This is a genomic window from Pararhizobium capsulatum DSM 1112 (genome assembly GCF_030814475.1).
Classification (GTDB): Bacteria; Pseudomonadota; Alphaproteobacteria; order Rhizobiales; family Rhizobiaceae; genus Pararhizobium; species Pararhizobium capsulatum.
Genome location: NZ_JAUSVF010000001.1, coordinates 4201809 through 4225111 on the forward strand (window position 1 = coordinate 4201809; position 23303 = coordinate 4225111).

Genomic DNA, 23303 nt, shown 5'->3' on the forward strand with positions numbered 1-23303 from the left:
TCAGGCGCCGCGTTCGACCGGGACGGCGAGCTGATACCCCTTGTTGCGAACCGTCTTCAGCATGTTGAAGACGCTTGCATCCCCCAGCTTGCGGCGCAACCGGCTGACAAGGATATCGATCGATCGATCGAAGGGATCGGCTGCGCGCCCCTGGGTCAAATCCAGAAGCGAATCGCGCGACAATATCCGTCCCGGGCGCTGCAGGAAGACCATCAGAAGCTCGAATTCGCCGCCGGTCAAATCGACAGGCGAACCGTTCGGAGCCGTCAGCGTCCGGCTTTCAATGTTCGCCACGTAGTTTGCAAAGATATAACGACGCTCCACGGCCGGCCGGGGCTCCTGCCTCCCCCGGCGAAGAACAGCACGGATCCGTGCCGCAAGCTCGCGGGGATTGAAGGGTTTTCCGAGATAATCGTCGGCGCCGAACTCCAAACCGATAATGCGATCGACATCTTCCTTCAGCGCTGTCAGCAGGATAACGGAAAGCCCGGGCATACGATCGCGCAGCGACCGGCAGAGATCCAGCCCCGAACCGTCTGGCAGCATGACGTCGAGAACCAGCAGGTCGATCTTGAGTTCCGACAACTTGGCCTCGCATTCAGCGCGGCTGCCGGCAAGGCTCACGCGGAAGCCCTGGCCATCGAGATACTTTCCGAGAAGCCGGCGAATTTCTGGGTCGTCGTCTACGACGAGAATATGTGAAGGATTGTCCATGGCCCGTTATAGCATCCGCTTGTAAAAGCGCATCCTTGGCCGCACGCCGCAGAGGCGCGATCGCTTGTCAAAACGTTTCCATCCGCCCCCCAATGCACATTTCGTTACAAAAAACTTTTCTTCGACACGTGACGCGGTGTTTGACCCGGTGTGTTGGAAATCAATCACGAACGAATTGCCGCAGGGGTTGGATTTTATTGCGCTTACGGGTTGGCATGAAGCACGAAAGCAGCCATAAAACACAAGCCCCCTTACGGAAGCATTCGCCCCTTGTTCAGCCAGGTGGCGATGGGACGGCACCTTTTCTAGGCCGTCCTGAAGCGAGCCTGCACGGCTTCCTTCGAATCTGTTTTGGTTCGAAGATTGTTCCTGCTTCGGTTGTGGCAACAGGCGGCTTGCTCCTTTTGGCGTGGGCAGCACGCAGATCCGCCCCGGATCGTCCCCAGTTCTAACGATTGAGGAAAGAACGATAGAGATCACGAAAACATTGCTTTTAGGCCTGGTTCTTGCGCCGTTTGCAGGAAGCCTCGTTGCAATCTGTATTCCGAGTAGCAAGGGTGCTGCGGCGGCATGGTTCGCAGGTGCAATTGCGCTGTTCTGCCTTGTGACCTCCGTCGGTCTGTATCCGATGATCTCCAACGGCACACCGCTACGCTATGATCTCGCATGGCTGCCTGAACTCGGTCTCAACTTCACCCTGCGCATGGACGGTTTCGCCTGGATGTTTGCGAGCCTCGTGACCGCAATCGGTCTGCTGGTCGTCGTCTACGCACGCTATTACATGTCCACGAGCGATCCCGTTCCGCGCTTTTTCTCGCTGTTCCTCGCCTTCATGGGCGCCATGCTCGGTGTCGTGCTTTCGGGCAACCTGATCCTGCTTGCGATCTTCTGGGAACTGACAAGCATCATCTCCTTCCTGCTGATCGGCTATTGGCATCACAATGCGGCGGCGCGCGATGGTGCGAGAATGGCTTTGACCATCACCGGCACCGGCGGCCTCTGCATGTTCGTCGGACTGATGCTGATTGGCCATGTGGTCGGCAGCTACGATCTCGACACGGTTCTCGCCTCCGGCAACGTCATTCGCGACCATCCGCTTTATACGACGATCCTCGTCCTGATCCTCATGGGCGCCTTGACGAAGAGCGCTCAGTTTCCCTTTCACTTCTGGCTGCCTCACGCCATGGCGGCGCCCACACCGGTTTCCGCCTACCTCCATTCCGCAACGCTGGTGAAGGCTGGCGTCTTCCTGCTGATCCGCCTCTGGCCGGTGATGGCCGGCACCGACGCCTGGTTCTGGATCGTCGGCCTTGCCGGCCTCAGCACGCTGCTGCTCGGCGCGTATTTTGCCATTTTCCAGCAGGACCTGAAGGGGCTGCTTGCCTATTCGACCATCAGCCATCTTGGTCTGATCACCGTGCTCCTCAGCCTCGGAAGCCCCTTGGCAGCAGTCGCGGCGATCTTCCATACGATGAACCACGCGACCTTCAAGGCCTCGCTGTTCATGGCGGCGGGCATCATCGACCACGAAACCGGCACGCGCGACATGCGGCGTCTGAGCGGCCTGTTCAAATACATGCCGTTCACGGCGACGCTGGCCATGGTCGCCAGCGCCTCCATGGCGGGAGTGCCGCTGCTCAACGGCTTCCTGTCCAAGGAAATGTTCTTCGCCGAAGCGATCGAGACCCACAAGTACAACCTGCTCGACACGCTGACACCTTACGTGGCGACGCTTGCCAGCATGTTTTCGGTCACCTATTCGCTGCGCTTCATTCACAGTGTCTTCTTCGGCCCACCGCCGACCGACCTGCCGAAGGCCCCGCACGAGCCGCCGCACTGGATGCGCGCGCCGATCGAGTTCCTGGTGCTTGCCTGCCTCGTTGTCGGCATCGTTCCCAGCTATACGATCGGCCCGTTCCTGCACACCGCTGTGCAGTCGGTCCTCGGCGCCGCAACGCCCAACTACAGCCTCGCCGTCTGGCATGGCTGGAACCTGCCGCTGTTCATGAGCCTGATCGCCCTTGCGGGCGGTGTCGCCCTTTTCCTGATGATGAAGAGCTATCTCGCCACCAGCATCGAAGGACCGCCGCTGTTTCGCCGGCTGGAGGGCCAGCGCATCTTCGAGCGCGTGCTCGTGACGCTGTCCTGGAAATGGGCGCGCTGGATCGAAATGCGGGCTGGCACCCGACGCTTGCAGCCGCAGATGCGCGTTCTTGTTTTCGTGGCGCTGGCCGCCGGCACGACACCGCTCCTTCTGAAAGGCTTCTCGCCCGCAACCATCGTTCTGCGATCAATTGACCCGATCCTCGCTCTACTCTGGCTGATCGGCATAATCTGCGCCGTAGGTGCAGCCTACCAGGCGAAATTCCATCGCCTTGCCGCCCTTGTGCTGCTTGGAGGCGCAGGGCTCGTGACCTGCCTGACCTTCGTCTGGCTGTCCGCACCGGATCTGGCCGTCACCCAACTGCTCGTCGAGATCGTCACCACGGTCCTCATCCTGCTCGGCCTGCGCTGGCTGCCGAAACGCATCGAACAGCATGACGAGCAGGAACTCATGACCTTCCCGGTGAGGATGCGGCGTCTGCGCGACTTCGCGCTCGCCATCCTCTGCGGCATCGGCATGATGCTGATCTCCTACACGGTAATGACGAGGTCCCTGCCCGAGACAATATCGAGCTACTTCCTCGAACGCGCCTATAGCGAAGGCGGCGGCACCAACGTCGTCAACGTTATTCTCGTGGATTTCCGAGGCTTCGATACGCTCGGCGAGATCGCGGTTCTCTGCATTGTCGCGCTGACAGTCTTCGCACTTCTCCTGCGCTTCCGCCCCGCGACCGAGAGCCTCGAGACGCCGGAACAGCAGCGCGTGCAAAACGCCTTCGATGACAAGCATCCGGATCGCGCCAAGGGCGACAGCATCGCCGAATACCTGTTCATCCCCTCCGTCATCATGCGCTGGATGTTCCCGGCGATCGGCATGTTTGCGGCTTTCCTGTTCTTCCGTGGTCACGACCTGCCGGGCGGCGGCTTTGCGGCCGGCATCACAATGTCGATCGCCTTCATCCTGCAATATATGGCCGGCGGCACGCGCTGGGTCGAAGAACGACTGCGGATCCACCCCTTGCGCTGGATGAGCATCGGTCTGATCGTTGCGACCGCAACCGGTCTTGGCTCGTGGCTGTTCGACTACCCGTTCCTGACGTCCCATGCGCAATATGTGGACTTGCCGCTGATCGGAAAGATACCGCTCGCCAGCGCAATCCTTTTCGATCTCGGCGTGTTTTCGCTCGTGCTGGGTGCAACCGTCCTGATCCTGATTGCCCTCGCCCACCAGTCCTTGCGTGCGCCGCGTGCGCAAATGCGGGCTGCTCGCTCTGCCGGAAAGGAGATCGTCTGATGGAACTCGTTCTTTCCGTCGCCATCGGCGTTCTGACAGCGTCCGGCGTGTGGCTCCTGTTCCGGCCCCGTACCTATCAGGTCGTCATCGGCCTTTCGCTGCTGTCCTATGCGGTCAATCTCTTCATCTTCGGCATGGGTCGTCTGCGCACCAATGCACCGCCAGTTCTCGAAAAAGGCGGGGTCGGCGGGTTGCTGACCCATACCGATCCCATCCCCCAGGCGCTGGTTCTGACCGCAATCGTCATCGGTTTTGCCATGACCGCACTGTTTCTCGTTGTTCTCCTGGCATCGCGCGGCCTGACGGGCACCGACCATGTGGACGGCCGGGAGTGATGGCATGAGCTGGGCCCAACATCTGATTATCCTGCCCATATTACTGCCGCTGATGACCGGCGCAGCGATCATACCGATCGACGAACGCCGACGCATGATCAAGGGCGTTATCGGCTTCTGCTCGACCGCGGTCGTCTTTGCAGGGTCGGTGTATCTCCTGCGCTGTGCGAGCGACTTCGGCGTGAATGCGCCCGGCGCCGGTATCTATCTGCTCGGCAACTGGCCCGCCCCGTTCGGTATCGTGTTGGTTCTCGATCGGCTATCGGCGCTGATGCTGGTGCTCACCAGCTTCCTGGCGCTCGCCGCCCAGGTTTTCGCCATGGCGCGCTGGCACAGTGCGGGCTCGCACTTCCATTCGCTTTTCCAGCTGATGCTTGCCGGCCTGAACGGCGCGTTCCTCACCGGCGATCTTTTCAATCTCTTCGTCTTCTTCGAGATGATGCTCGCGGCATCCTACGGTCTGCTGCTGCATGGTTCGGGGCAACTGCGCGTCAAGGCCGGACTGCATTATATCGCCATCAATCTGGTCGCCTCTTCGCTGTTCCTGATCGGGGTCAGCTTGATCTACGGCGCGACGGGTACGCTCAACATGGCAGACCTTGCCATGCGAATTACGGGACTGAGCGGCGAAAGCCGCATGCTGATGGAAGCTGGCGTCGCGGTTCTCGGTGTCGCCTTCCTGGTCAAGGCCGGCATGTGGCCGCTCGGCTTCTGGCTTCCGAGTACCTATTCGGCAGCAACCCCTCCGGTTGCGGCAATCTTCGCCATTCTCACCAAGGTCGGTGTCTATGTTCTCCTGCGCCTTTCGCTGTTGTTCTTCAGCAGTGAAGCCGGCAATTCGACGGGTTTCGGCCAAGCGGTTCTTCTTTACGGCGGAATGCTCACCATCGCATTCGGTGCGATCGGGGTGCTCGCTTCGCAAGCAATGGGACGGCTTGCAGGTTACTGTGTACTCGTCTCTTCTGGTACGTTGCTTGCAGCTATCGGCATTGGTGGCGTTGATGTCATCGGCGGCGCATTGCTTTACCTCGTCAGCTCGACGATCACGATCTGCGCCTTCTTCCTGCTGATCGAACTCGTCGAACGCGCCCGCGACGCTGGCGCCGACGTTCTCGCGGTCACGATGGAAGCCTATGGCGACACCGACGAGGACGAGGTGGAGAAGCAGGAAGGCGTCGCCGTTCCCGGCACCGTTGCTGTGCTTGGCCTCTGCTTTTGCGTCTGCGCCGTGTTGCTGGCCGGCCTGCCACCGCTTTCCGGCTTTCTTGCCAAGTTCGCGATCCTGCACGGCCTCTTCGATCCTGAAAGCGGGGATGCAAGCCAGATATCCGGTGCGCAGTGGACCTATGTCGCCCTGCTGATCCTTTCCGGCCTGGCCGCCATGATTGCCATGAACCGTATCGGCGTACGAACCTTCTGGAATTCCATCGAAGGCACCATTCCCCGCGTCTACCTGATCGAGATCACGCCTGTGCTGATCCTGCTCGCAGCCTGCGTCTTCCTGAGTATACAGGCAGGTCCCGCCATGCACTTCATGGACGCCACGGCGAAATACCTTGTGGAGCCGCAGAATTATACGGGGCGTGTCATGTCCGCCCTACAGATTGGAAGGGAATAGCCGATGCGCGTCTGGCTTCCCTATCCGCTGCTCTTCTTCGGTCTGCTGATTGTCTGGCTGCTGATCAACCAATCAATCTCCCTCGGCCAGCTGATCCTGGGTTCGATCCTCTCGGCCTCGCTGGTCTGGATCATGGCCAATCTGCAGCCGCACAAATCGATGTTGCGTCGCGTCGGTCTGCTATTTCCCTTGACCGGACGTATCGCCGTCGATGTCTTCCGGTCCAATATCGCGGTCATGCGGGTTATCCTCATGTCGGGTCGCCGTCCCGTCAATTCGGGCTTCGTGACCATGAAGATCGAGCTTGAGGACGAAAATGCGCTGGCGATGCTTGCTTGCATCCTCACGACGACGCCAGGTACGGCCTGGCTGGAGCACGACCGGCAGACGAAACTTCTGACGATCCACGTGCTCGACCTCGAAAACGAGCAATACTGGATCGACCTGATCACGACGCGCTACGTTGTGCCGCTGAAGGAGATTTTTGGATGAGCGAACTTCTGATCATCTGGGCCATCCTCGTGTCACAGATCCTTTTGACGCTCGCCATGGGTTGTGCGCTTTATCGCATGGCGCGCGGGCCGCGCGCGCAGGATCGTATCCTGGGGCTCGATGCGCTGTATATCATCGCGATGCTGCTGCTTGTAACCTTCGGCATCCGTACGGCAAACACGATCTACTTCGAAGCGGCCTTGATCATTGCCCTTCTCGGCTTCGTCTCGTCCATCGCCTTTGCGAAATTCCTTATGCGCGGCGAGGTGATCGAATGAGCCATGTCACCGATCTCCCCGTCTGGGTGGCCGCTATCGTCTGCGTGCTGCTTCTGGCAGGCTCGGCGCTGACGCTGATCGGCGCCATCGGCCTCTTGAGGCTCGACACTATCTACCGGCGACTGCACGCACCGACGCTAGGCGCCAGCGGTGGTGCGCTTCTCATCAGCCTCGCCTCGATGATCTGTTTTGCGGTGCTGCAAAGCCGCTGGATATTCCACGAAGTCCTGATCGTATCGTTCGTGGTACTGACGACGCCGGTCACTATGATGATGCTCGGCCAATCGGCGCTCTATCGCGATCGCGTCGAGAACAGGAAAGACGTGCCTTCCAAGGCCAATGGTGAGCCGATCGATCCCGAGCTCAACAAAGGGGCAGATGTCTAGAGCACGTCGCGCAAAAGTGCGCAGCGGTTTTGCGAAAACGACATGCGCAACGACAAAGAGTTAAAGCCTGGGAGCGAATCCGAAAGATCGCGACACGCTTTAAAGACCGTCGCGGCCTCTGAAGCGGCGCTGATAGGCGGCATCGTAAAGCGAGCTCTCGCGGAAATCGCTGGCTTCGAGTGATCGGCCAACGAAGATCAGCGCTGTACGCTCTATGGGATCGGCAGCCACCTTTGCCGTGATATCGCCGAGCGTACCGCGCAGGATGCGCTCGTCCGGCCACGACGCCTTGACCACGATCGCCACCGGGCAATCCTCACCGTAAAGCGGCGTCAGCTCTTCCACGACCTGATCCAGAGCGTGGATCGCAAGATGAATGGCAAGTGTGGCACCCGTTGAACCGAACCCCGCAAGGGTCTCGGCATTCGGCATCGGCGAAGCGCGGCCCGAGACGCGGGTCAACACGAGGCTTTGGGCGACAGCCGGAATGGTCAGCTCCCGCCCGAGCGCGCTTGCCGCCGCAGCAAAGGCCGGCACACCGGGCGTCATCGTATAATCGATGTCGTACGCTTCCAGCCGCCTGATCTGTTCGGCCACAGCACTCCAGACAGAAAGATCACCGGAATGCAGCCGTGCGACATCCTCACCGGCTTCGGCGGCACGGACGTATTCGGCCTCGATCTCATCCAGCGACATCGGCGCCGTATCGACGATGCGGGCGCCTTCCGGGCAGTATTGCAGAAGCTCCGGCGAGACAATCGAGCCCGCGTAGAGGCAGACCGGGCAGCGCGCGATGAGATTGCGGCCGCGCACCGTGATGAGGTCGGCAGCACCTGGGCCTGCACCGATGAAATGCACTGTCATGGTCTTTCCTCTCCGCCGGAGCGGTCCTTTTCCTAAAGGGGTTTTACCCAGCTCCACTGCGTCACCGGCATCGCCGGTTTCCATCCCGTCATGCTGCCAACAGGGCTCGCACGAGCAATGTCGATACGGGTCAGCGTACCACCGAGCTTCGACTGATGGGCAAGCAGCACCGCCTCCATCTCCGTCGTCACCGCGTTCGCCACCAGCCGCCCGCCGGAACGAAGGGCAGCAACTGTGGCGTCCATCACCCCATCCTCGCTACCGCCGCCACCGATGAAAATCGCATCCGGTACCGGCAAACCAGCGAGCGCCTCAGGCGCCGTTCCCTCGACAACCCGAAGATAGGGAACGCCGAAGCGGACGGCATTACGCGCGATCCGCGCAGCCCTTTCAGCCGAAGCCTCGATGGCGATGGCGTGCATCGCCGGGTCGCACAACATCCATTCGATAGAGATCGAGCCGGAGCCGCCGCCGATATCCCAGAGCAGCTCACCTCGACGCGGAGCCAAGGCAGAGAGCGTCAACGCCCGGACTTCACGCTTGGTAAGCTGTCCGTCATGTTCGAAGAGGGCATCATCCAATCCGGATGCCAGCGTCAACACCCGTGCATCCTTGTCAGCCTGAACCTCGATCGCGCAGACATTCAACGGGTCGATGCCACTGATCGCAAAGGCGGAGGCTTCCACGCTGGTAACTCGCTCCCGCTCCCCGCCCAGTGCCTCCAGCACGATCAGCCGCGACGCCCCAAAACCGGTTTCCGTCAGCAATTGCGCAAGAGTTTCCGGACCTTTCTCATCGGATGTCAGTGCGATTACGCGCACGCCCGGCTGCAGATGTGGGCGAATGAGATCGAGCGGACGCCCATGCAGCGAAACGGTGATCGTATCCTGCAGCGCCCAGCCCATGCGCGAAGCCGCAAGGCTGAAAGCGGACGGGGCGGGAATGACCCGCATCTCTTCCAGGCCGATCCGTCGGGCGAGTGTCACGCCCACGCCGAAGAGGAACGGATCGCCAGAGGCGAGAACGACGACAGGCCTGCCGCGCAAGCGCACGACGTCTTCCACCGAGCGTTCAAACGGACTGAGCCAGGAGCGGCTCTTACCGATGATCGCAGCTTTGGCCAGCGCGATATGCCGCGTGCCGCCAAAGACGACTGCAGCAGACGAAATCGCCCGCTTGGCCTCGTCACCGAGACCGGCTAGACCATCTTCACCAATACCGATAATCGTCAACCAGCGCCCGATCTTGTCCGAGGATGTCGTTTCAACCATGCCCCGTATCCTGATCCTTGGCGGCACAACGGAATCCCGTCGATTGGCCGAGCGCCTTGTCGAAAGAGGCGACTGCGAGTTGATTCTGTCGCTTGCCGGACGAACCGCAGCGCCAATAGCGCAGCCCGTGCCGGTCCACAGCGGCGGCTTCGGCGGCGCTGAAGGATTGGCCGCTTATGTCAGTGAATACAAGATCGATCTGATGATCGATGCCACCCACCCTTTTGCCGCTCGCATCTCGGAAAACGCCTCGAAAGCGTCCCATCTCACGGACACGCCGCTCCTTGCCCTTCGCCGCCCCGCCTGGGAAAGGCACGAAGGAGACTGCTGGACAAGTGTCGCCACCATGCCCGAGGCCGTTATGGCTCTTGGCGAAGCGCCGAAGTGGGTCTTCCTTACCATCGGTCGGCAGGAAGCCTTTCACTTTGAAAGGGCTCCCCAGCACCGCTATCTCGTGCGCAGCGTCGATGCCATCACGCCACCGCTCGTTCTGCCCGAAGTCAACTATATCCTCTCCGCTGGTCCCTTCACCGAAACGGACGAGATCAATCTGCTCATCGAAAACCACATCGATGTGATCGTCGCCAAGAACAGCGGCGGGGATGCGACCTATGCAAAGATTTCTGCTGCGCGCAGCCTCGGCCTGCCCGTGATCATGGTCGAGCGTCAACCGACACCCGATGTGCAGGCGGTCGGCACCGTGGCGGAAGCGCTGGCACTTGTCGATCACATCTTGTCCCCGCTGATGAAACGCGGCGTATAGACCAGCGACGACTGGCCGAGGCGCTCGATGGTCCGCGTCTCGGGCGAGCCGATGATGACGCAGGTCGCCATGTCAGCTTTCCCGGCATCCGCATCTTTCAGCGGCATGACCAGCATGCGCTCATCGGGCCGACCGGCGGCGCGGCCGAAGATCACCGGCGTCTCTCCATGCAGCATTTCGCGCAGCAGCGAGAACGCTTCGCCGAGCTGCCAGGGGCGCCCCTTGCTGATCGGGTTGTAAAGCGCGATCACCATGCCGGCATCGGCCATCAGCCGCAGGCGTCGGGTAATGACATCCCAGGGCTTCAGATTGTCGGAGAGCGAGATCGCGCAGAAATCATGCCCCAGCGGTGCGCCGACACGGGCAGCGACAGCAAGCATCGCCGTCACCCCCGGCAGGATTGTGAGATCGATGGCGCGCCAGGCCTCCGGCCCCGCATCGATTGCCTCGCAGACCGCGGCCGCCATGGCGAACACGCCGGGATCACCGCCGGAAACGACACAAACCTTGCGGCCCGATGCTGCAAGCTCCAGCGCGGCGCGGGCACGCTCCAGTTCTTCGCGGTTGTCGGACGCGATACGCTGTTGATCCGGCCGCAGTGACAACCGATCGAGATAGGGCCCGTAACCGAAGAAATCCTCAGCGTGCTCGATCGCATTCCGGGTTTCCAGCGTCATCTGCTGCGCGCCGCCCGGTCCGGTACCGATAACATAAAGCTTGCCGCTCATGGCTTGTCCTTCCAGCCGGGTACGAGCACCAGCGAGAAATAGGGTGCCTCATCATCACCCTTCTCGGCAAGCCGCGTCATGGCGGAATTGGTCATGGTTCCACGCTCGACATAAAGCGCCTGTTCCAGTCGCCCTGCTGCCTCCAGCGCCCGGCGAATTTTGGGCAGGTTGCGCCCCACCTTCATGATGACCGCCGCTTCAGTATCGGCAAGCCTGCGACCAAGCTCGGCTTCCGCCATCGTGCCAGGCAGAACGGAGAGGACATCATCCCCCTGCACGATCGGCACGCCCGCAAGCGACCAGCAGCCGGACATCGCGGTGATACCCGGAATGACATCGGCAGAAAATCGCCCGGCAAGCCGCACATGCAGATGCATGTAGGAGCCGTAGAACAACGGATCGCCTTCACTAAGCACGGCAACAGTGCGCCCCGCTTCCAGATGTTCCGCAACCGCACGCGCAGAGGCGTCGTAGAAGCCGGTGATACTCGATTTATAGTCGTCACGATCCTTATCAATCTCGGTTGTCACCGGATAATAAAGCGGCAACTCAACGATCCCAGGCTTTACCAGTCCATCGACGATCGCCCGGCCATTGCCCCGGCGTCCTTCCTTGGCGAAATAGGCAAGAACGTCAGCGCGCTCCAGTGCCTTCACCGCCTTCACCGTCAGAAGCTCCGGATCGCCCGGCCCCGTTCCGACTCCGATCAACCGTCCCGCCGCGCTCACAGGCCGGGCCTCGCGAGCGAGTTCAGGGCCGCCGCCGTCATGGCGCTGCCACCGAGGCGGCCGCGGACGATGGCATAGGGCACGCCATAGGAATTCTCAGCCAGCGCTTCCTTGGATTCGGCGGCACCGACGAAGCCGACGGGCATGCCGATGATCGCTGCCGGCTTCGGTGCGTCGTCACGCAGAAGTTCCAGCAGGTAGAAAAGTGCGGTCGGCGCATTGCCGATCGCCACGACCGAACCGGCGAGCTTTGGCAGCCAGAGCTTCATCGCCGCAGCCGATCGGGTATTGCCGATCTCGCGGGCAATCTCCGGCACTTCCGGCTCGCGCAGGGTGCAGATCACCTCGTTGTCGGCCGGAAGCCGAGCGCGCGTGACACCTTGCGCCACCATGAAGGCATCGCAGAAAATCGGAGCACCTGCTTTCAGCGCATTACGTGCGGCTCCAACAAAGCCCTCGGAGAACTCGAAATGCTCGGCAGCCTGCACCAGTCCACAGGCATGCACCATGCGTACCGCCAGATCCGCTTCTTCTTCGGAAAAGCGCGAAAGGTCGGCCTCGCTGCGAATGATGGCAAAGGAACGTTCGTAGATGGCGGTGCCATCCCGGATATAATCGTATTCAGGCATCTCTATCCCTGTTGGACCGCAGCGATGACACGGACCGCGCCGAGCCGTGTTAGGCAGGCGCGCGCCGATTCGCCAGCGTGTTTCTCGCCGCGCACCAGCGCATCGAGATGCGAAAGGGCGAGCCCGAGTTTTTTTTCGTCGATGTAGACACTTGCCGCCGCTGAGGCAGGGCCATTTACGACAAGCCCATAGCCTGTTGGCGCACCGACCAGCGTAAGAAGTGCAGCCGAGGGGTGAGCGCAGCCCTTGGCACAGCCTGAAACATGCAGCGCGAGCGACCCATCGAGAAGCTCCGGCGCATCGGCGATCACCTGTCGGGCCACCTGCTTCGTATCGATGGTCGCGGATCCGCAGGCACCTTTGCCGGCACAGACGGCGATGTGATTGCCCTTGTCGTGCGGATCCGGTCTGAGACCAAGGCGCGTTGCACATCGCGAAAAGGCGGCGGCAGCGTCCGATCTCAGTCCCAGCACCAGCAGGGCATGATCAGGAGCAAGGCGGAATTCTTTTGCCCCCAGCGCCTCCGTCTCCCGGATGAAAGTAATAAGCGTTTCCGCATCGATCTGCCCAAAAGCAAGAGCTGCACCGAACACAATCCGATCCTGAGCAAGCACATGAATTCCCGCCGGATGGCGTGTCGACGTCGTTCCGGCTTCACTGGAACCCGCGGCCGGCCTGAAGGTCATTCCATCCGCAACCAGATCGCGCCCACGCGCCATCGGTCCAAGCGCCGAAAGGCGGCGCAGCAGATCGAGCACGACATCAATGGCTGCATCCTCCGAAAGCGACGATAGCTGGGTTGCGCTTTTTCCGTCTCCTGCCAGCGCAAGCCGCCACGAAACATCTCCGCCCTGCACTTCCGCCGTCAACCGGATATCGGCGACGACGCCGCTGAGGTCGAGCTTTCCGCCGCCATCGATGGTCACGGAGAGTTTTGGCGCCAGCACAAACGGTGGCTGCGCATTTTCGACGGCAGCCCGCAATGCCGCAGAAAGCGGCAGGGGATTGCAGATTTCCGTTGGATCATACCCAGCAAGCGGCGGCGTCTCTATGGCCAACCCCTGGACTGGGACGATACCGGCATCATCGATATCGCGCGCCAGGCCACCGACGGTTTGGGGCGAAAGCCCTCTGATCTGCAGGTTTCCCCGCGTGGTGATATCGAGAATGCCATTGCCATGCGTGCGCGCAGCATTTGCCAGCGCGATCAGTTGATCCGAAGAAAGCCCGGGCATCGACGGCCGCAGGCGCACAAGCAGGCCATCTCCGGTCTGCATGGGTCGTGACAACGTGGGACAGGCGCCGCGGCGGCGATCCGCAAGCGCAACGAAGGCTGCATCTGCAGCCACGTCTTTTGCTCTCTGGTCAGTCCCTGCCTTCAGCACAGCGTTTTACCTCCCGACCAGTGCATATCCTACCGGACAGACAAATCCGCCGCCATCCTGCAAAACGAAGCAAAAGGACGCAATCGGCTCAAGCTCGCTCATTCGTCGAAATCCGCACCCGATCGCATCAGGTAGATATCCATGATCCAGCCGTGCTGCGCCCCTGCTTCGGCCCGCGTGCGCGCAATTTCATCGCGAACGTCGTGAAGTCTTCCTGAAATCACGATCTCCTGCTCCGTGCCCAGATACGCACCCCAATAAATCCGGGCTTCCGGATCTTCGACTTTCAGGAAGGCCTGCTCGCCATCAAGCATGATGACCGTGGTGCGGCCTTTTTCCGGCACGCTTTCCGCAAGCCTGCGGCCGGTGGTGATCTCCACCGGCTTGCCGACGAGATTGAGCGGAATGCGGTGCGCTGCCGTCAATGCCTGCAGACTGGTAATGCCCGGAATAACGGAAAAATCGAAGGAGACACGGCCGCCGCCTTTCACCCGTTCTACAATGCGGATCGTGCTATCATAAAGCATCGGATCGCCCCAGACGAGGAAGGCCGCCTTCTCAGTTTCCCCGACATGCGTTTCAATCAGGCTTTCGTAGATTTCCGCGATTGCCGCATGCCAGTCATCAACGCTGCGGTCATAGGAACGATCGCGGGTCTCACGCACCGGCACGTCGAATTCGACAACACGAATCTTCTCATCGGTGACATAGCGACCGATGATGTCGCGGCGGATATCGGCCAGTTGCGCCTTACTCTCGCCTTTCTTGGGCACGAAAAGCACCGCGGCTTGATTCAGGGCGTTGACCGCCTGCATGGTCATGTGGTCAGGATTGCCGGCACCGATGCCGACGATCAGAATATGCCTCATGGAAAGCTCCACCGAAATTCCCGGCCTGTTTGGATGATCCCAAGGCCCGATGCAAGGCGCGGCGCAAAGCAGAAGAAGCTTTTGTGCCATTGCGAAGGAAGGCTCACGATGCGGTATATGCGTATTTTCGAAATAAAACATGGAAAAGAATACGCAGCTCGACTATGAAATCTGCCTATTCACATCGTGAACAAAAGCATCGGACACGATCTTTCCGGAAACCAACTGAAGCCTCTGCGGGGACCAGTAGTTTGGAATAGTTCTGATCTCAGGCAAGACATCCAGACGATGTCCTATGGGATTTTCCTGCTTTTCTCTGTCTTTTGTTACGCCAGTAACAGGGAATAGAATGAAAAGCTTTTACCGATACACTTGCATTGGTATAGGGCCTTCGAAAACACGGCCCTTCAACGACGAGCGGACGAATGACATTGACCCAAAAGCAGCGCGCTTCCGAGCCGGCCCAGGCACTTCGCAACTGCAGAACCGCCTTTATCGGCGTTGGCATTGCCAGCGCGCTGGTAAACGTCCTTTACCTGACCGGTTCGTTCTTCATGCTCGAAGTCTACGACCGCGTCCTGCCCAGTCGCAGCATCCCGACATTGATTGCGCTTTGCCTGCTTGCACTGTTGCTCTATTCGTTCCAGGGCGCCTTCGAAATGGTTCGCGGCCGTATGCTGGTTCGTATCGCCGGTGCGCTTGATGAGGCCATGAGCGCGCGCATCTACCGCGCTATCGTCCAGGCTCCGCTGAAACTCAGAACGCATGGCGATGGCCTGCAGGCCCTGCGCGACTTCGATCAGGTGCGCTCCTTCCTCTCCGGCAGTGGCCCGTCCGCATTCTTCGACCTGCCCTGGCTCCCGTTCTACATTCTCATCTGCTTCCTCTTCCATCCGATGATCGGCATCGTCTCGATCATTGGCTCGCTGATCCTCATCGTCCTGACCTTCCTCACCAACCGGGGAACGCAGGCGCCCTCGAAAAGAGCGTCCGAGGCCGGCAACCTGCGCAATGCCTTTGCCCAGGCTTCTCAGCGCAATGCCGAGGTCATGCAGGCCATGGGCATGCTGGGACGCATGTCGCGCAAATGGGACGAGCGCAACGACACCTATCGCGAAGAAAACCGGATGACTTCCGACGTCGGGAACGGTTATGGCGCATTGTCGAAAGTGTTCCGCATGGCGCTGCAGTCCGGCGTGCTTGCAACGGGTGCCGTCCTCGTCATCGAGGGCCTTGCCTCCCCCGGCATCATTATTGCCGGCTCGATCCTGACGGCCCGCGCACTCGCTCCTGTAGAACTGGCAATCGGCAACTGGCGCGGCTTTGTCGCCGCGCGCCAGAGCTGGGCACGTCTTAACGAATTGCTGAAGGCAATGCCCGAGCGCGACGCGCCGCTGGAACTTCCGGCACCGCGCGAACGCCTGACGGCGGAAGGCCTTGCGGGTGGGCCTCCCGGCGCACAGCGCCTTACGTTTGCCGACGTCAACTTCGCCGTTCGCGCCGGAAGTGCACTCGGCATCATCGGCCCAAGCGCTTCGGGCAAGTCATCACTCGCCCGCGCACTGATTGGCATCTGGCCGGCCTTCCGCGGATCGGCCCGCCTCGACGGTGCAGCACTTGATCAGTGGGACAGTGACAGGCTCGGCCGCCATATCGGCTACCTCCCGCAGGATGTGGAGCTTTTCGCCGGCACCGTTGCGCAGAATATCGCCCGCTTCGAGGAAAATGCCTCCTCCGATGCGATCGTGGCCGCCGCGCGCGCAGCCCGCGTCAACGACCTGATCCTCAAGTTGCCGAACGGCTACGAGACGGAAATCGGCGAAGGCGGAGCCTCCCTCTCCGCCGGTCAGCGTCAGCGTGTCGCCCTTGCCCGTGCGCTTTACGGCGAGCCCTTCCTCGTCGTTCTCGACGAACCAAATTCCAACCTTGATGCCGAAGGCGAGCAGGCGCTCAGCGAAGCAATCATGAGCGTGCGCCAGCGTGGCGGCATTGTCATCGTCATTGCGCATCGACCAAGCGCGCTGGCTGCGACCGACCTTGTATTGATGATGAACGAAGGACGAATGCAGGCCTTCGGCCCCAAGGATGAAGTGCTGGCAAAGATTCTGCGCCAGGAAAGCCGACCGCCACAGGTGGCCGGCGCCGCGAACCTCAAGGTCGTGGGTGAGGGACAGGATAACGCGCAATGACCGACATTCAGAACCAAGCGAAACCCGTCAGCTCCCGCCGGTCTCTCGGCCGTCACATGACGGCGGTACTCATTCTTTCTACCGCTCTGGTCGTCGGCGTCGGCGGCTGGGCCGCCACGACGGAACTGTCGAGTGCCATCGTTGCCGGCGGCACCGTCGTCGTTGAAAACAACGTAAAGAAGATCCAGCACCTGACGGGTGGCATCGTCGGAGAGCTTCTGGTCAAGGAAGGCGACCGCGTTTCCGCCGGACAGGTGCTGATCCGTCTCGACGGCACCACCGTTCGCGCCAACCTTTCCATCGTGCAGAACACGCTCGCCCAGCTCTATGCACGCCGGGCACGCCTGCTGGCCGAACAGACCGACAGCGCAAACTTCACAATCCCGGAAGATCTGGATGCGCTTACAACGGGAAACGCTGCCGCGGTTCTCGAAGACAGTGAACGCAAGCTTTTCGTCAGCCGGAAAAACTCCCTTGCCGGCATGAAAAGTCAGCTTGCCTCCCGCAAGGATCAGCTTGCCAACGAGACCGACGGGCTCACCGTACAGCTTGGCGCGATCGACGATGCGCTGAAGCTCATCGCCGAAGAACTGGAAGGTCTTGAAAAGCTCTACAAGGACGGCCTCGTTTCCATGCAGCGCGTCACCACCCTGAAGCGCGAACGAGCGCAACTCGAAGGTGATCGCGGTGCTCGCATCGCCGCCCGCGCCCAGGCCGCCGGCAAATCGAGCGAAATCGATCTTCAGATCCTGCAATTGGGCGAGGACCGGCGCACCGAGATCGCGAAGGAACTGACTGACGTCGAAGCCAAGATTTCAGAATATGAAGACCGGCGGATCGCAGCCATCGATCAGTTGAAGCGTCTCGATATCACGGCCCCGCTCACCGGCCGCGTCTACCAGCTGGCGGTCCATACCGTGAATGGCGTGATCAATCCCGGCGAACAGCTGATGCTCGTCGTGCCGGAGGCGGACAGCCTGACCGTGGAGGCAAAGGTCGCCACCCACGACATCGACCAGATTCGCGTTGGCCAACCGGTCGAGCTCGTCTTCAGCGCCTTCAATCAACGCACGACACCTGTCGTCGATGGGGAAGTGGTGACCATCGCTCCAGACCTCGTGACCGACCAGCGCACCGGCATCGGCTACTACCCGATCCGTGTGCGCCCAAAGCCGGAAAGCCTGAAGGCACTCAAGGGTCTGACCCTATATCCCGGCATGCCGGCTGAAGTGTTCATGAAGATCGGGGATCGGACCGTGCTGTCCTATCTGGCGAAGCCGCTGACCGAACAGATGCGGCATACTTTTCGCGAAGATTGACGCTGCTGCACTTTATACCTGCTGCATAATTTTATCCTCAAACCGAGATCGGTTTGAGGAATGACGCAGCAAGCGGGGCGAATGTGCCCCGTGCCATACCGCCATGCAAAAATAGGCGTGGCACAGTTAGCCGTCACCGGTATACGACTGTCGATTATGTCTTCCAAAAAAACCGGCTACATTTTCGTTCTTTTGGCGATCACGATTTTCTCCATACAGGACGCGATCTCAAAATATCTGGGCAGTATCTATCCGCCCGTTCTGATCACCATGATCCGCTACTGGGCCTTCGCATCCTTCGCGCTGGCATGGGCTGCGCGATCCCCGGGCGGGCTGCCGGTCGCCTTCAGGACCCGAAGACCGATACTGCAGATTCTTCGCGGTGTTCTCCTGGCGGTGCAGATTGTTATCGTCATCACCTCGTTTGCGCAGGTGGGCCTTGCCCATTCGCAGGCAATCTTTTCTTCCGGACCGATCTTCGTTGCCCTGTTGTCGATGCCGATCCTCGGCGAACGGGTGGGCTGGCGCCGCTGGACAGCGATCATCGTCGGACTGCTCGGCGTGTTGCTGATTCTGAAACCGGATGGCACGAATTTTGACCTCAAGGTGCTGATCCCGATTTCCTCCGCATTGATCTTTGCCTTCTACGTCATCGCTACCAGGCTGGTGAGCCACGATGACTCCTCGACGACCAGCTTCCTCTACACCGGCGTTGCCGGGGCCGCCGTGATCAGCCTCGTCGGTCCGTTCTACTGGACGCCCCTTGCGCCGGGCGACTGGGTCTGGATGATCCTGCTGTGCATTACCGGCACGACAAGCCACTTCAGCCTGATCAAGGCGTACGAGCATCTGGACGCGGCAGAGGTCCAGCCCCTCACCTATCTCCAGCTTGTCTATGCATCGATTATCGGTGTTTCGGTGTTCGGCGAAACCCTGAACCTCAACGTGATCGCCGGCTCCACAATCGTCGTGGCGGCCGGCATATTCACCATCTGGCGTGAAGCGGTCGTGGCGCGCCGAAACGCCAAGGTTGCGGCCAGAGGCCCGACCCAGCCTCTCTCCTGACAAGAGGCGTCACGAATTGGCGGGGAGTGTCCAGTCGATCGGCGGGTAGCCGTTCGACACGAGAAATGCGTTCGCCTTGGAGAAAGGTCGGCTGCCGAAGAAACCGTTGTGCGCCGATAGCGGCGAGGGATGCGGCGACTTCAAGATCAGATGGCGGGATTGGTCGACGAACGCGGCCTTCTTCTGGGCGTAGGCGCCCCACAGGATGAAGACAACCGAATGAGGCTGCTCGTTGACAGCGCGAATGATCGCGTCGGTAAAACGCTCCCATCCCTTTCCCTGGTGCGACGCAGCCATGGATCGCTCAACCGTCAGGACGCTGTTGAGCAGGAGCACGCCCTGCTTGGCCCAATGTTCCAGGAAGCCATGACCGGCAGGTTTTATGTCAAGATCGCTCTGCAGTTCCTTGAAGATGTTGACCAGCGACGGCGGAGGGCGCACGCCGGGCAAAACGCTGAAGGACAATCCATGGGCCTGTCCCTCGCCATGATAAGGATCCTGGCCAAGGACGACGACACGAACCTTGTCCAGCGGCGTCAGGTCGAGTGCCCGGAAATACTCGGAGCCTCTGGGGAATATGGCTTTGCCTTGCGCCTTCTCTTCCTGGAGAAAAGATTTCAGACCCACCATGTAGGGTTGTGAAAATTCCCCGAAAAGTGCCACCTTCCAACTCTCCTCCAAACGCACAGCCGTTTCCATGGCTAAACCTCCCCGCCCACACGCTAAAACAGATGGGATCTTAGTGCGGGGCAACGATCTGGCAAGAGAATGCTGCCGAAGGCCTTACAAAATATCCACAAATCCTGATTTTCTAAATCAACTTGAAACGGCCAGATTCACGCGATTTTAATACAAATCAAAGACCAATTTCTCGCAAACCGCGCAAAATAGGGGAAATCGCAGGCACAATTTCGCAGATAGATTTTAATCAAACTTTTACTAAATTATACCAATAGTTGTATTCTAAGTCGACACCGTCCACAACTCTGACGTAGCGGCTTGGCAAGCGCCCGCACCCGATAGCTCCTGTTATCGAGGATAACAGGAGCGCAATGAGAGCAGTTAGAGAACAATCCGGCAGCTTGCCAACCGCATGCGCATAAACCTCGGGTGAGGCCTGAGGAACACCCCCGGTCAATCTTTTTGGAGGCCACAATGAGCATGCATCTTCCCGGATTTGGCGGGGACTCACGCGCGATCCTCGCTGCGATGGACAAGTCACAGGCAATCATCGAATTCGATCTGCAGGGCAATATCCTGACAGCCAATGCCAATTTCTGCGGTGCACTTGGCTATACGCTGGCGGAAATCAAAGGCAAGCATCACCGCATCTTCGTCGATCCGACGGAAGCGGCGAGCCCCGAGTATCGCGAGTTTTGGGATAGGCTTGCCCGTGGCGAGTTCCAGAGCCATCAATATCGCCGTATCACCAAGAGCGGCCGCGACATCTGGATCGAAGCCTCCTACAATCCCGTCTTCCGCGGAAACAAACCCTATAAGGTCGTCAAATTCGCGACCGACATCACCGAGGTAAAGATCAAGGCAACGGAAGATGCCGGCAAACTCCGCGCCGTCTCCCGTTCTCAAGCGGTCATCGAATTCACGCCGACCGGTGAAATCCTGACCGCCAATGAAAACTTCTGCGGCGCGCTGGGTTACCAGCTGTCCGAGATCAAGGGACAGCACCACCGAATTTTCTGCGATCCGGCCTATGTCGCAAGCGAGGACTACAGGCAATTCTGGGAACGGCTGGCCCGCGGCGAATTCCTGTCCAACGAGTTCGTCCGCTACGGCAAGGGCGGCAAGGAAATCTGGATCCAGGCGAGCTACAACCCAATCCTCGACATCCACGGCAAGGTGTTCAAGGTTGTGAAGTTCGCGACCGATGTCACCGAACGGATGGGTGCGGTTTCCGCCCTTGCTTCAGCGATGCAGGGACTTGCCGATGGTGATCTGACACAGGTGCTCGACAAGCCTTTCGTGCCGACAATGGAAAAGCTTCGCCACGATTTCAACGATGCCGTGGCCAAGCTTCGCAGCGCCCTGCAATCCGTGGGCCGCAATGCGCAGGCGATCGCAGCCGGCTCCGGCGAGATCCGCTCCGCGGCCGACGATCTGGCCAAGCGCACGGAACGCCAGGCGGCCTCGGTCGAAGAAACCGCCGCTGCCCTTGAGGAAATCACAACGACCGTCGCGGATTCGAGCCGTCGCGCGGAAGAAGCCGGACACCTCGTCGCCGCCACCCGCGACAATGCGGAACGGTCAGGTGCGGTGGTTCGCAGCGCCGTCGCTGCCATGAGCCAGATCGAGGATTCCTCACGGGGGATTTCCAACATCATCGGCGTAATCGACGACATCGCGTTCCAGACAAATCTGCTTGCGTTGAATGCCGGCGTCGAAGCCGCGCGTGCCGGGGAAGCAGGCAAGGGGTTTGCCGTTGTCGCCCAGGAAGTTCGGGAACTCGCACAGCGCTCCGCAACGGCCGCCAAGGAAATCAAGGCCCTGATCCACACCTCCGGCGAGCACGTCAAGAACGGCGTCGCCCTGGTTGGCGAAACCGGCAAGGCGCTGGAGCTCATTGTTTCCCAGGTCGGGAATATCAACACCAACGTCGTCGCGATTGTCGGTGGCGCGCGCGAACAGGCGACGGGCCTTCAGGAAATCAACCACTCGGTCAATGCCATGGATCAGGGCACGCAGCAGAACGCGGCCATGGTCGAGCAGCAGACGGCCGCAAGCCATTCGCTGGCTCGGGAAGCCGAAGCGCTCTTTGCGATGCTCGGCCAGTTCCGTGTCGGCAAAGGCGGCAGTTCGGGCCCTGTCGCTGCCGACGCTGGTCGCAACCGACCGGTCGCCTCGCCTGCTCGCCGCATGACGGCGCAGGTCAGCCACGCCTTTTCCGGAAATGCCGCAAAAGCCGAGCAGAGCTGGGAAGAATTCTAAGCCTTCAATCGTGTTGAAAGGATACGCGGCGCCCCAACAGTGGGCGCCGTTTTCGTTGGGTTGCGCACAATCTTTACCGGAATGATGCCGACGATCATTTTCCGTGCCGCTCCATGGCCTGTTCCTGCTATCGGATGTCGCGAAACGGATGGACGGGCGGGCAGCCGCCGCGCTAGCTTCAGTCGCAATCCGGCGCCAGCCAATCCGTCCGGGCAGACCCGCAATTGAGAGACCGATTTCGATGAAAAGCTATGTGCTGACCGTATCCTGCAAATCCACCCGCGGCATCGTTGCGGCCATCACCGGTTACCTCGCCGACAAGGGCTGTTATATCACCGACAGCTCCCAGTTCGACGATCTCGAAACCGGCCTCTTCTTCATGCGCCTCACCTTCATCAGCCAGGAAGGCGCGACGATGGACGAGCTTCAGGAAGGGTTTGCAGCCGTCAATACCCGCTTCGGCATGCAGTCGCAGATCCACGACAGCGAGCACCGCATGAAGGTGCTTCTGATGGTGTCGCGCTTCGGCCACTGCCTCAACGACCTGCTCTATCGCTGGAAGATCGGCGCTTTGCCGATCGAGATCGTCGGCGTCGTCTCCAACCACTTCGAATACCAGAAGGTCATCGTCAACCACGACATCCCCTTCCACCACATCAAGGTGACAAAGGAAAACAAGCCGCAGGCCGAAGCCCGCCTGATGGAGATCGTCGAGCAATCCGAAGCCGAACTGATCGTGCTCGCCCGCTACATGCAGGTGTTGTCGGACGCCGTCTGCAAGAAGATGTCGGGACGCATCATCAACATCCACCACTCGTTCCTGCCGAGCTTCAAGGGTGCCAACCCCTACAAACAGGCCTACGAGCGCGGCGTGAAGCTGATCGGCGCGACTGCGCACTACGTCACCGAAGATCTCGACGAAGGTCCGATCATCGAGCAGGACATCGCCCGCATTACACATGCGCAGTCGCCGGAAGACTATGTTTCGATCGGTCGCGATGTCGAAAGCCAGGCGCTGGCGCGTGCCGTGCACGCCCATATCCACCACCGCGTGTTCATGAACGGCAACCGCACCATCGTCTTCCCGGCAAGCCCCGGTTCCTACGCCTCGGAACGCATGGGTTGACCGCGCCAGATTACGCAAGCGCGTTCCACAGCTACACGGGCACGACCGCCGATGCCGTCAGGCGTTTGGATCATCCCGCTGGACGCCATAACTTGCTCTGGCAACGGGTGACGCAATCGGTCGTGCAGTATGAGGTTTATGTCGTAGACAGGCTCTAGTTGCCACGCAGCAAACTCTAAAATCAGGCCAAAATTCCAATCAGGA

21 protein-coding genes are annotated in these 23303 nt (G+C 60.3%); 12 read left to right on the forward strand and 9 right to left on the reverse strand.

Going from position 1 to position 23303, the window contains the following annotated elements; all coding sequences use genetic code 11:
- Complete coding sequence (locus QO002_RS20180; protein ID WP_307232937.1) at positions 1-714, reverse strand: response regulator; 714 nt, start codon at positions 712-714, stop codon at positions 1-3.
- A gap of 487 nt (positions 715-1201) precedes the next feature.
- Between QO002_RS20180 and QO002_RS20185 the strand changes: the two genes are divergently transcribed.
- From QO002_RS20185 to mnhG, 6 genes are read left to right on the forward strand one after another with little or no spacing between them, the layout of a single operon-like run.
- Entirely contained in the window at positions 1202-4111 is a 2910-nt protein-coding gene (locus QO002_RS20185) for a monovalent cation/H+ antiporter subunit A (RefSeq protein WP_307232939.1), read from the forward strand.
- The gene (locus QO002_RS20190; RefSeq protein ID WP_307232942.1) at positions 4111-4446 is read left to right on the forward strand and encodes a Na+/H+ antiporter subunit C; all 336 of its coding nucleotides are present in this window, start codon (positions 4111-4113) and stop codon (positions 4444-4446) included. Before QO002_RS20185 ends, QO002_RS20190 begins: the two co-directional genes overlap by 1 nt.
- 4 nt (positions 4447-4450) lie before the next feature.
- Positions 4451-6064: a monovalent cation/H+ antiporter subunit D gene (locus QO002_RS20195; RefSeq protein ID WP_307232944.1), complete on the forward strand. Its 1614-nt coding sequence runs from the start codon at positions 4451-4453 to the stop codon at positions 6062-6064.
- Between the two features lie 3 nt (positions 6065-6067).
- On the forward strand, positions 6068-6556 hold the full coding sequence (locus QO002_RS20200) for a Na+/H+ antiporter subunit E (RefSeq protein ID WP_307232946.1): 489 nt from the start codon (positions 6068-6070) through the stop codon (positions 6554-6556).
- Positions 6553-6834, forward strand: a complete 282-nt coding sequence (locus tag QO002_RS20205; RefSeq protein WP_307232948.1) for a K+/H+ antiporter subunit F — start codon at positions 6553-6555, stop codon at positions 6832-6834. Before QO002_RS20200 ends, QO002_RS20205 begins: the two co-directional genes overlap by 4 nt.
- On the forward strand, positions 6831-7220 hold the full coding sequence (mnhG, locus tag QO002_RS20210; RefSeq protein ID WP_307232950.1) for a monovalent cation/H(+) antiporter subunit G: 390 nt from the start codon (positions 6831-6833) through the stop codon (positions 7218-7220). The genes QO002_RS20205 and mnhG overlap by 4 nt, the downstream gene beginning before the upstream one ends.
- A gap of 99 nt (positions 7221-7319) precedes the next feature.
- On the opposite strand, the gene cobM is transcribed toward mnhG, so the two are convergent.
- Together cobM and cbiE are read right to left on the reverse strand one after the other, a co-directional pair.
- The gene (gene cobM, locus QO002_RS20215; protein ID WP_307232952.1) at positions 7320-8084 is read right to left on the reverse strand and encodes a precorrin-4 C(11)-methyltransferase; all 765 of its coding nucleotides are present in this window, start codon (positions 8082-8084) and stop codon (positions 7320-7322) included.
- Between the two features lie 32 nt (positions 8085-8116).
- Entirely contained in the window at positions 8117-9355 is a 1239-nt protein-coding gene (gene cbiE, locus QO002_RS20220; RefSeq protein WP_307232953.1) for a precorrin-6y C5,15-methyltransferase (decarboxylating) subunit CbiE, read from the reverse strand.
- On the opposite strand from cbiE, the gene QO002_RS20225 reads away from it, so the two are divergent.
- The gene (locus QO002_RS20225; RefSeq protein WP_307232955.1) at positions 9354-10118 is read left to right on the forward strand and encodes a cobalt-precorrin-6A reductase; all 765 of its coding nucleotides are present in this window, start codon (positions 9354-9356) and stop codon (positions 10116-10118) included. The two genes, cbiE and QO002_RS20225, sit on opposite strands and share 2 nt — an antisense overlap.
- Here QO002_RS20225 and QO002_RS20230 read toward each other — a convergent pair.
- From QO002_RS20230 to cobF, 5 genes are all read right to left on the reverse strand, one after another.
- Positions 10082-10846, reverse strand: a complete 765-nt coding sequence (locus tag QO002_RS20230) for a precorrin-3B C(17)-methyltransferase (protein WP_307232956.1) — start codon at positions 10844-10846, stop codon at positions 10082-10084. The two genes, QO002_RS20225 and QO002_RS20230, sit on opposite strands and share 37 nt — an antisense overlap.
- Positions 10843-11574 carry a precorrin-2 C(20)-methyltransferase gene (locus QO002_RS20235; RefSeq protein ID WP_307232958.1) on the reverse strand — a complete coding sequence of 244 codons (732 nt, stop codon included), beginning with the start codon at positions 11572-11574 and terminating at the stop codon, positions 10843-10845. The genes QO002_RS20230 and QO002_RS20235 overlap by 4 nt, the downstream gene beginning before the upstream one ends.
- On the reverse strand, positions 11571-12203 hold the full coding sequence (locus QO002_RS20240; protein ID WP_307232961.1) for a precorrin-8X methylmutase: 633 nt from the start codon (positions 12201-12203) through the stop codon (positions 11571-11573). The genes QO002_RS20235 and QO002_RS20240 overlap by 4 nt, the downstream gene beginning before the upstream one ends.
- A gap of 2 nt (positions 12204-12205) precedes the next feature.
- Positions 12206-13552 (reverse strand): precorrin-3B synthase, encoded by a 1347-nt coding sequence (gene cobG, locus QO002_RS20245; RefSeq protein WP_307232963.1) that lies wholly within the window; start codon positions 13550-13552, stop codon positions 12206-12208.
- A 134-nt stretch (positions 13553-13686) separates the two neighbouring features.
- Positions 13687-14457 carry a precorrin-6A synthase (deacetylating) gene (cobF, locus tag QO002_RS20250; protein ID WP_307232966.1) on the reverse strand — a complete coding sequence of 257 codons (771 nt, stop codon included), beginning with the start codon at positions 14455-14457 and terminating at the stop codon, positions 13687-13689.
- A gap of 425 nt (positions 14458-14882) precedes the next feature.
- Between cobF and QO002_RS20255 the strand changes: the two genes are divergently transcribed.
- The 3 genes from QO002_RS20255 to QO002_RS20265 all read left to right on the forward strand — a co-directional run bounded on the left by QO002_RS20255 (position 14883) and on the right by QO002_RS20265 (position 19030).
- Positions 14883-16646, forward strand: a complete 1764-nt coding sequence (locus tag QO002_RS20255; protein ID WP_307232968.1) for a type I secretion system permease/ATPase — start codon at positions 14883-14885, stop codon at positions 16644-16646.
- Positions 16643-17965, forward strand: a complete 1323-nt coding sequence (locus QO002_RS20260; RefSeq protein WP_307232970.1) for an HlyD family type I secretion periplasmic adaptor subunit — start codon at positions 16643-16645, stop codon at positions 17963-17965. Before QO002_RS20255 ends, QO002_RS20260 begins: the two co-directional genes overlap by 4 nt.
- Before the next feature lie 156 nt (positions 17966-18121).
- A complete protein-coding gene (locus QO002_RS20265; RefSeq protein ID WP_307232973.1) occupies positions 18122-19030 on the forward strand; it encodes a DMT family transporter in 909 nt (302 codons plus the stop codon).
- A gap of 9 nt (positions 19031-19039) precedes the next feature.
- Here QO002_RS20265 and ung read toward each other — a convergent pair whose 3' ends face one another.
- The gene (gene ung, locus QO002_RS20270) at positions 19040-19729 is read right to left on the reverse strand and encodes a uracil-DNA glycosylase (RefSeq protein ID WP_307232975.1); all 690 of its coding nucleotides are present in this window, start codon (positions 19727-19729) and stop codon (positions 19040-19042) included.
- A 462-nt stretch (positions 19730-20191) separates the two neighbouring features.
- Here ung and QO002_RS20275 point away from each other — a divergent pair, with 462 nt between their 5' ends.
- Positions 20192-21973, forward strand: coding sequence for a methyl-accepting chemotaxis protein (locus tag QO002_RS20275; protein WP_442417769.1), 1782 nt, complete (start codon positions 20192-20194; stop codon positions 21971-21973).
- A 241-nt stretch (positions 21974-22214) separates the two neighbouring features.
- The gene (gene purU, locus QO002_RS20280; protein ID WP_307232980.1) at positions 22215-23099 is read left to right on the forward strand and encodes a formyltetrahydrofolate deformylase; all 885 of its coding nucleotides are present in this window, start codon (positions 22215-22217) and stop codon (positions 23097-23099) included.
- Positions 23100-23303: the final 204 nt, after the last annotated feature.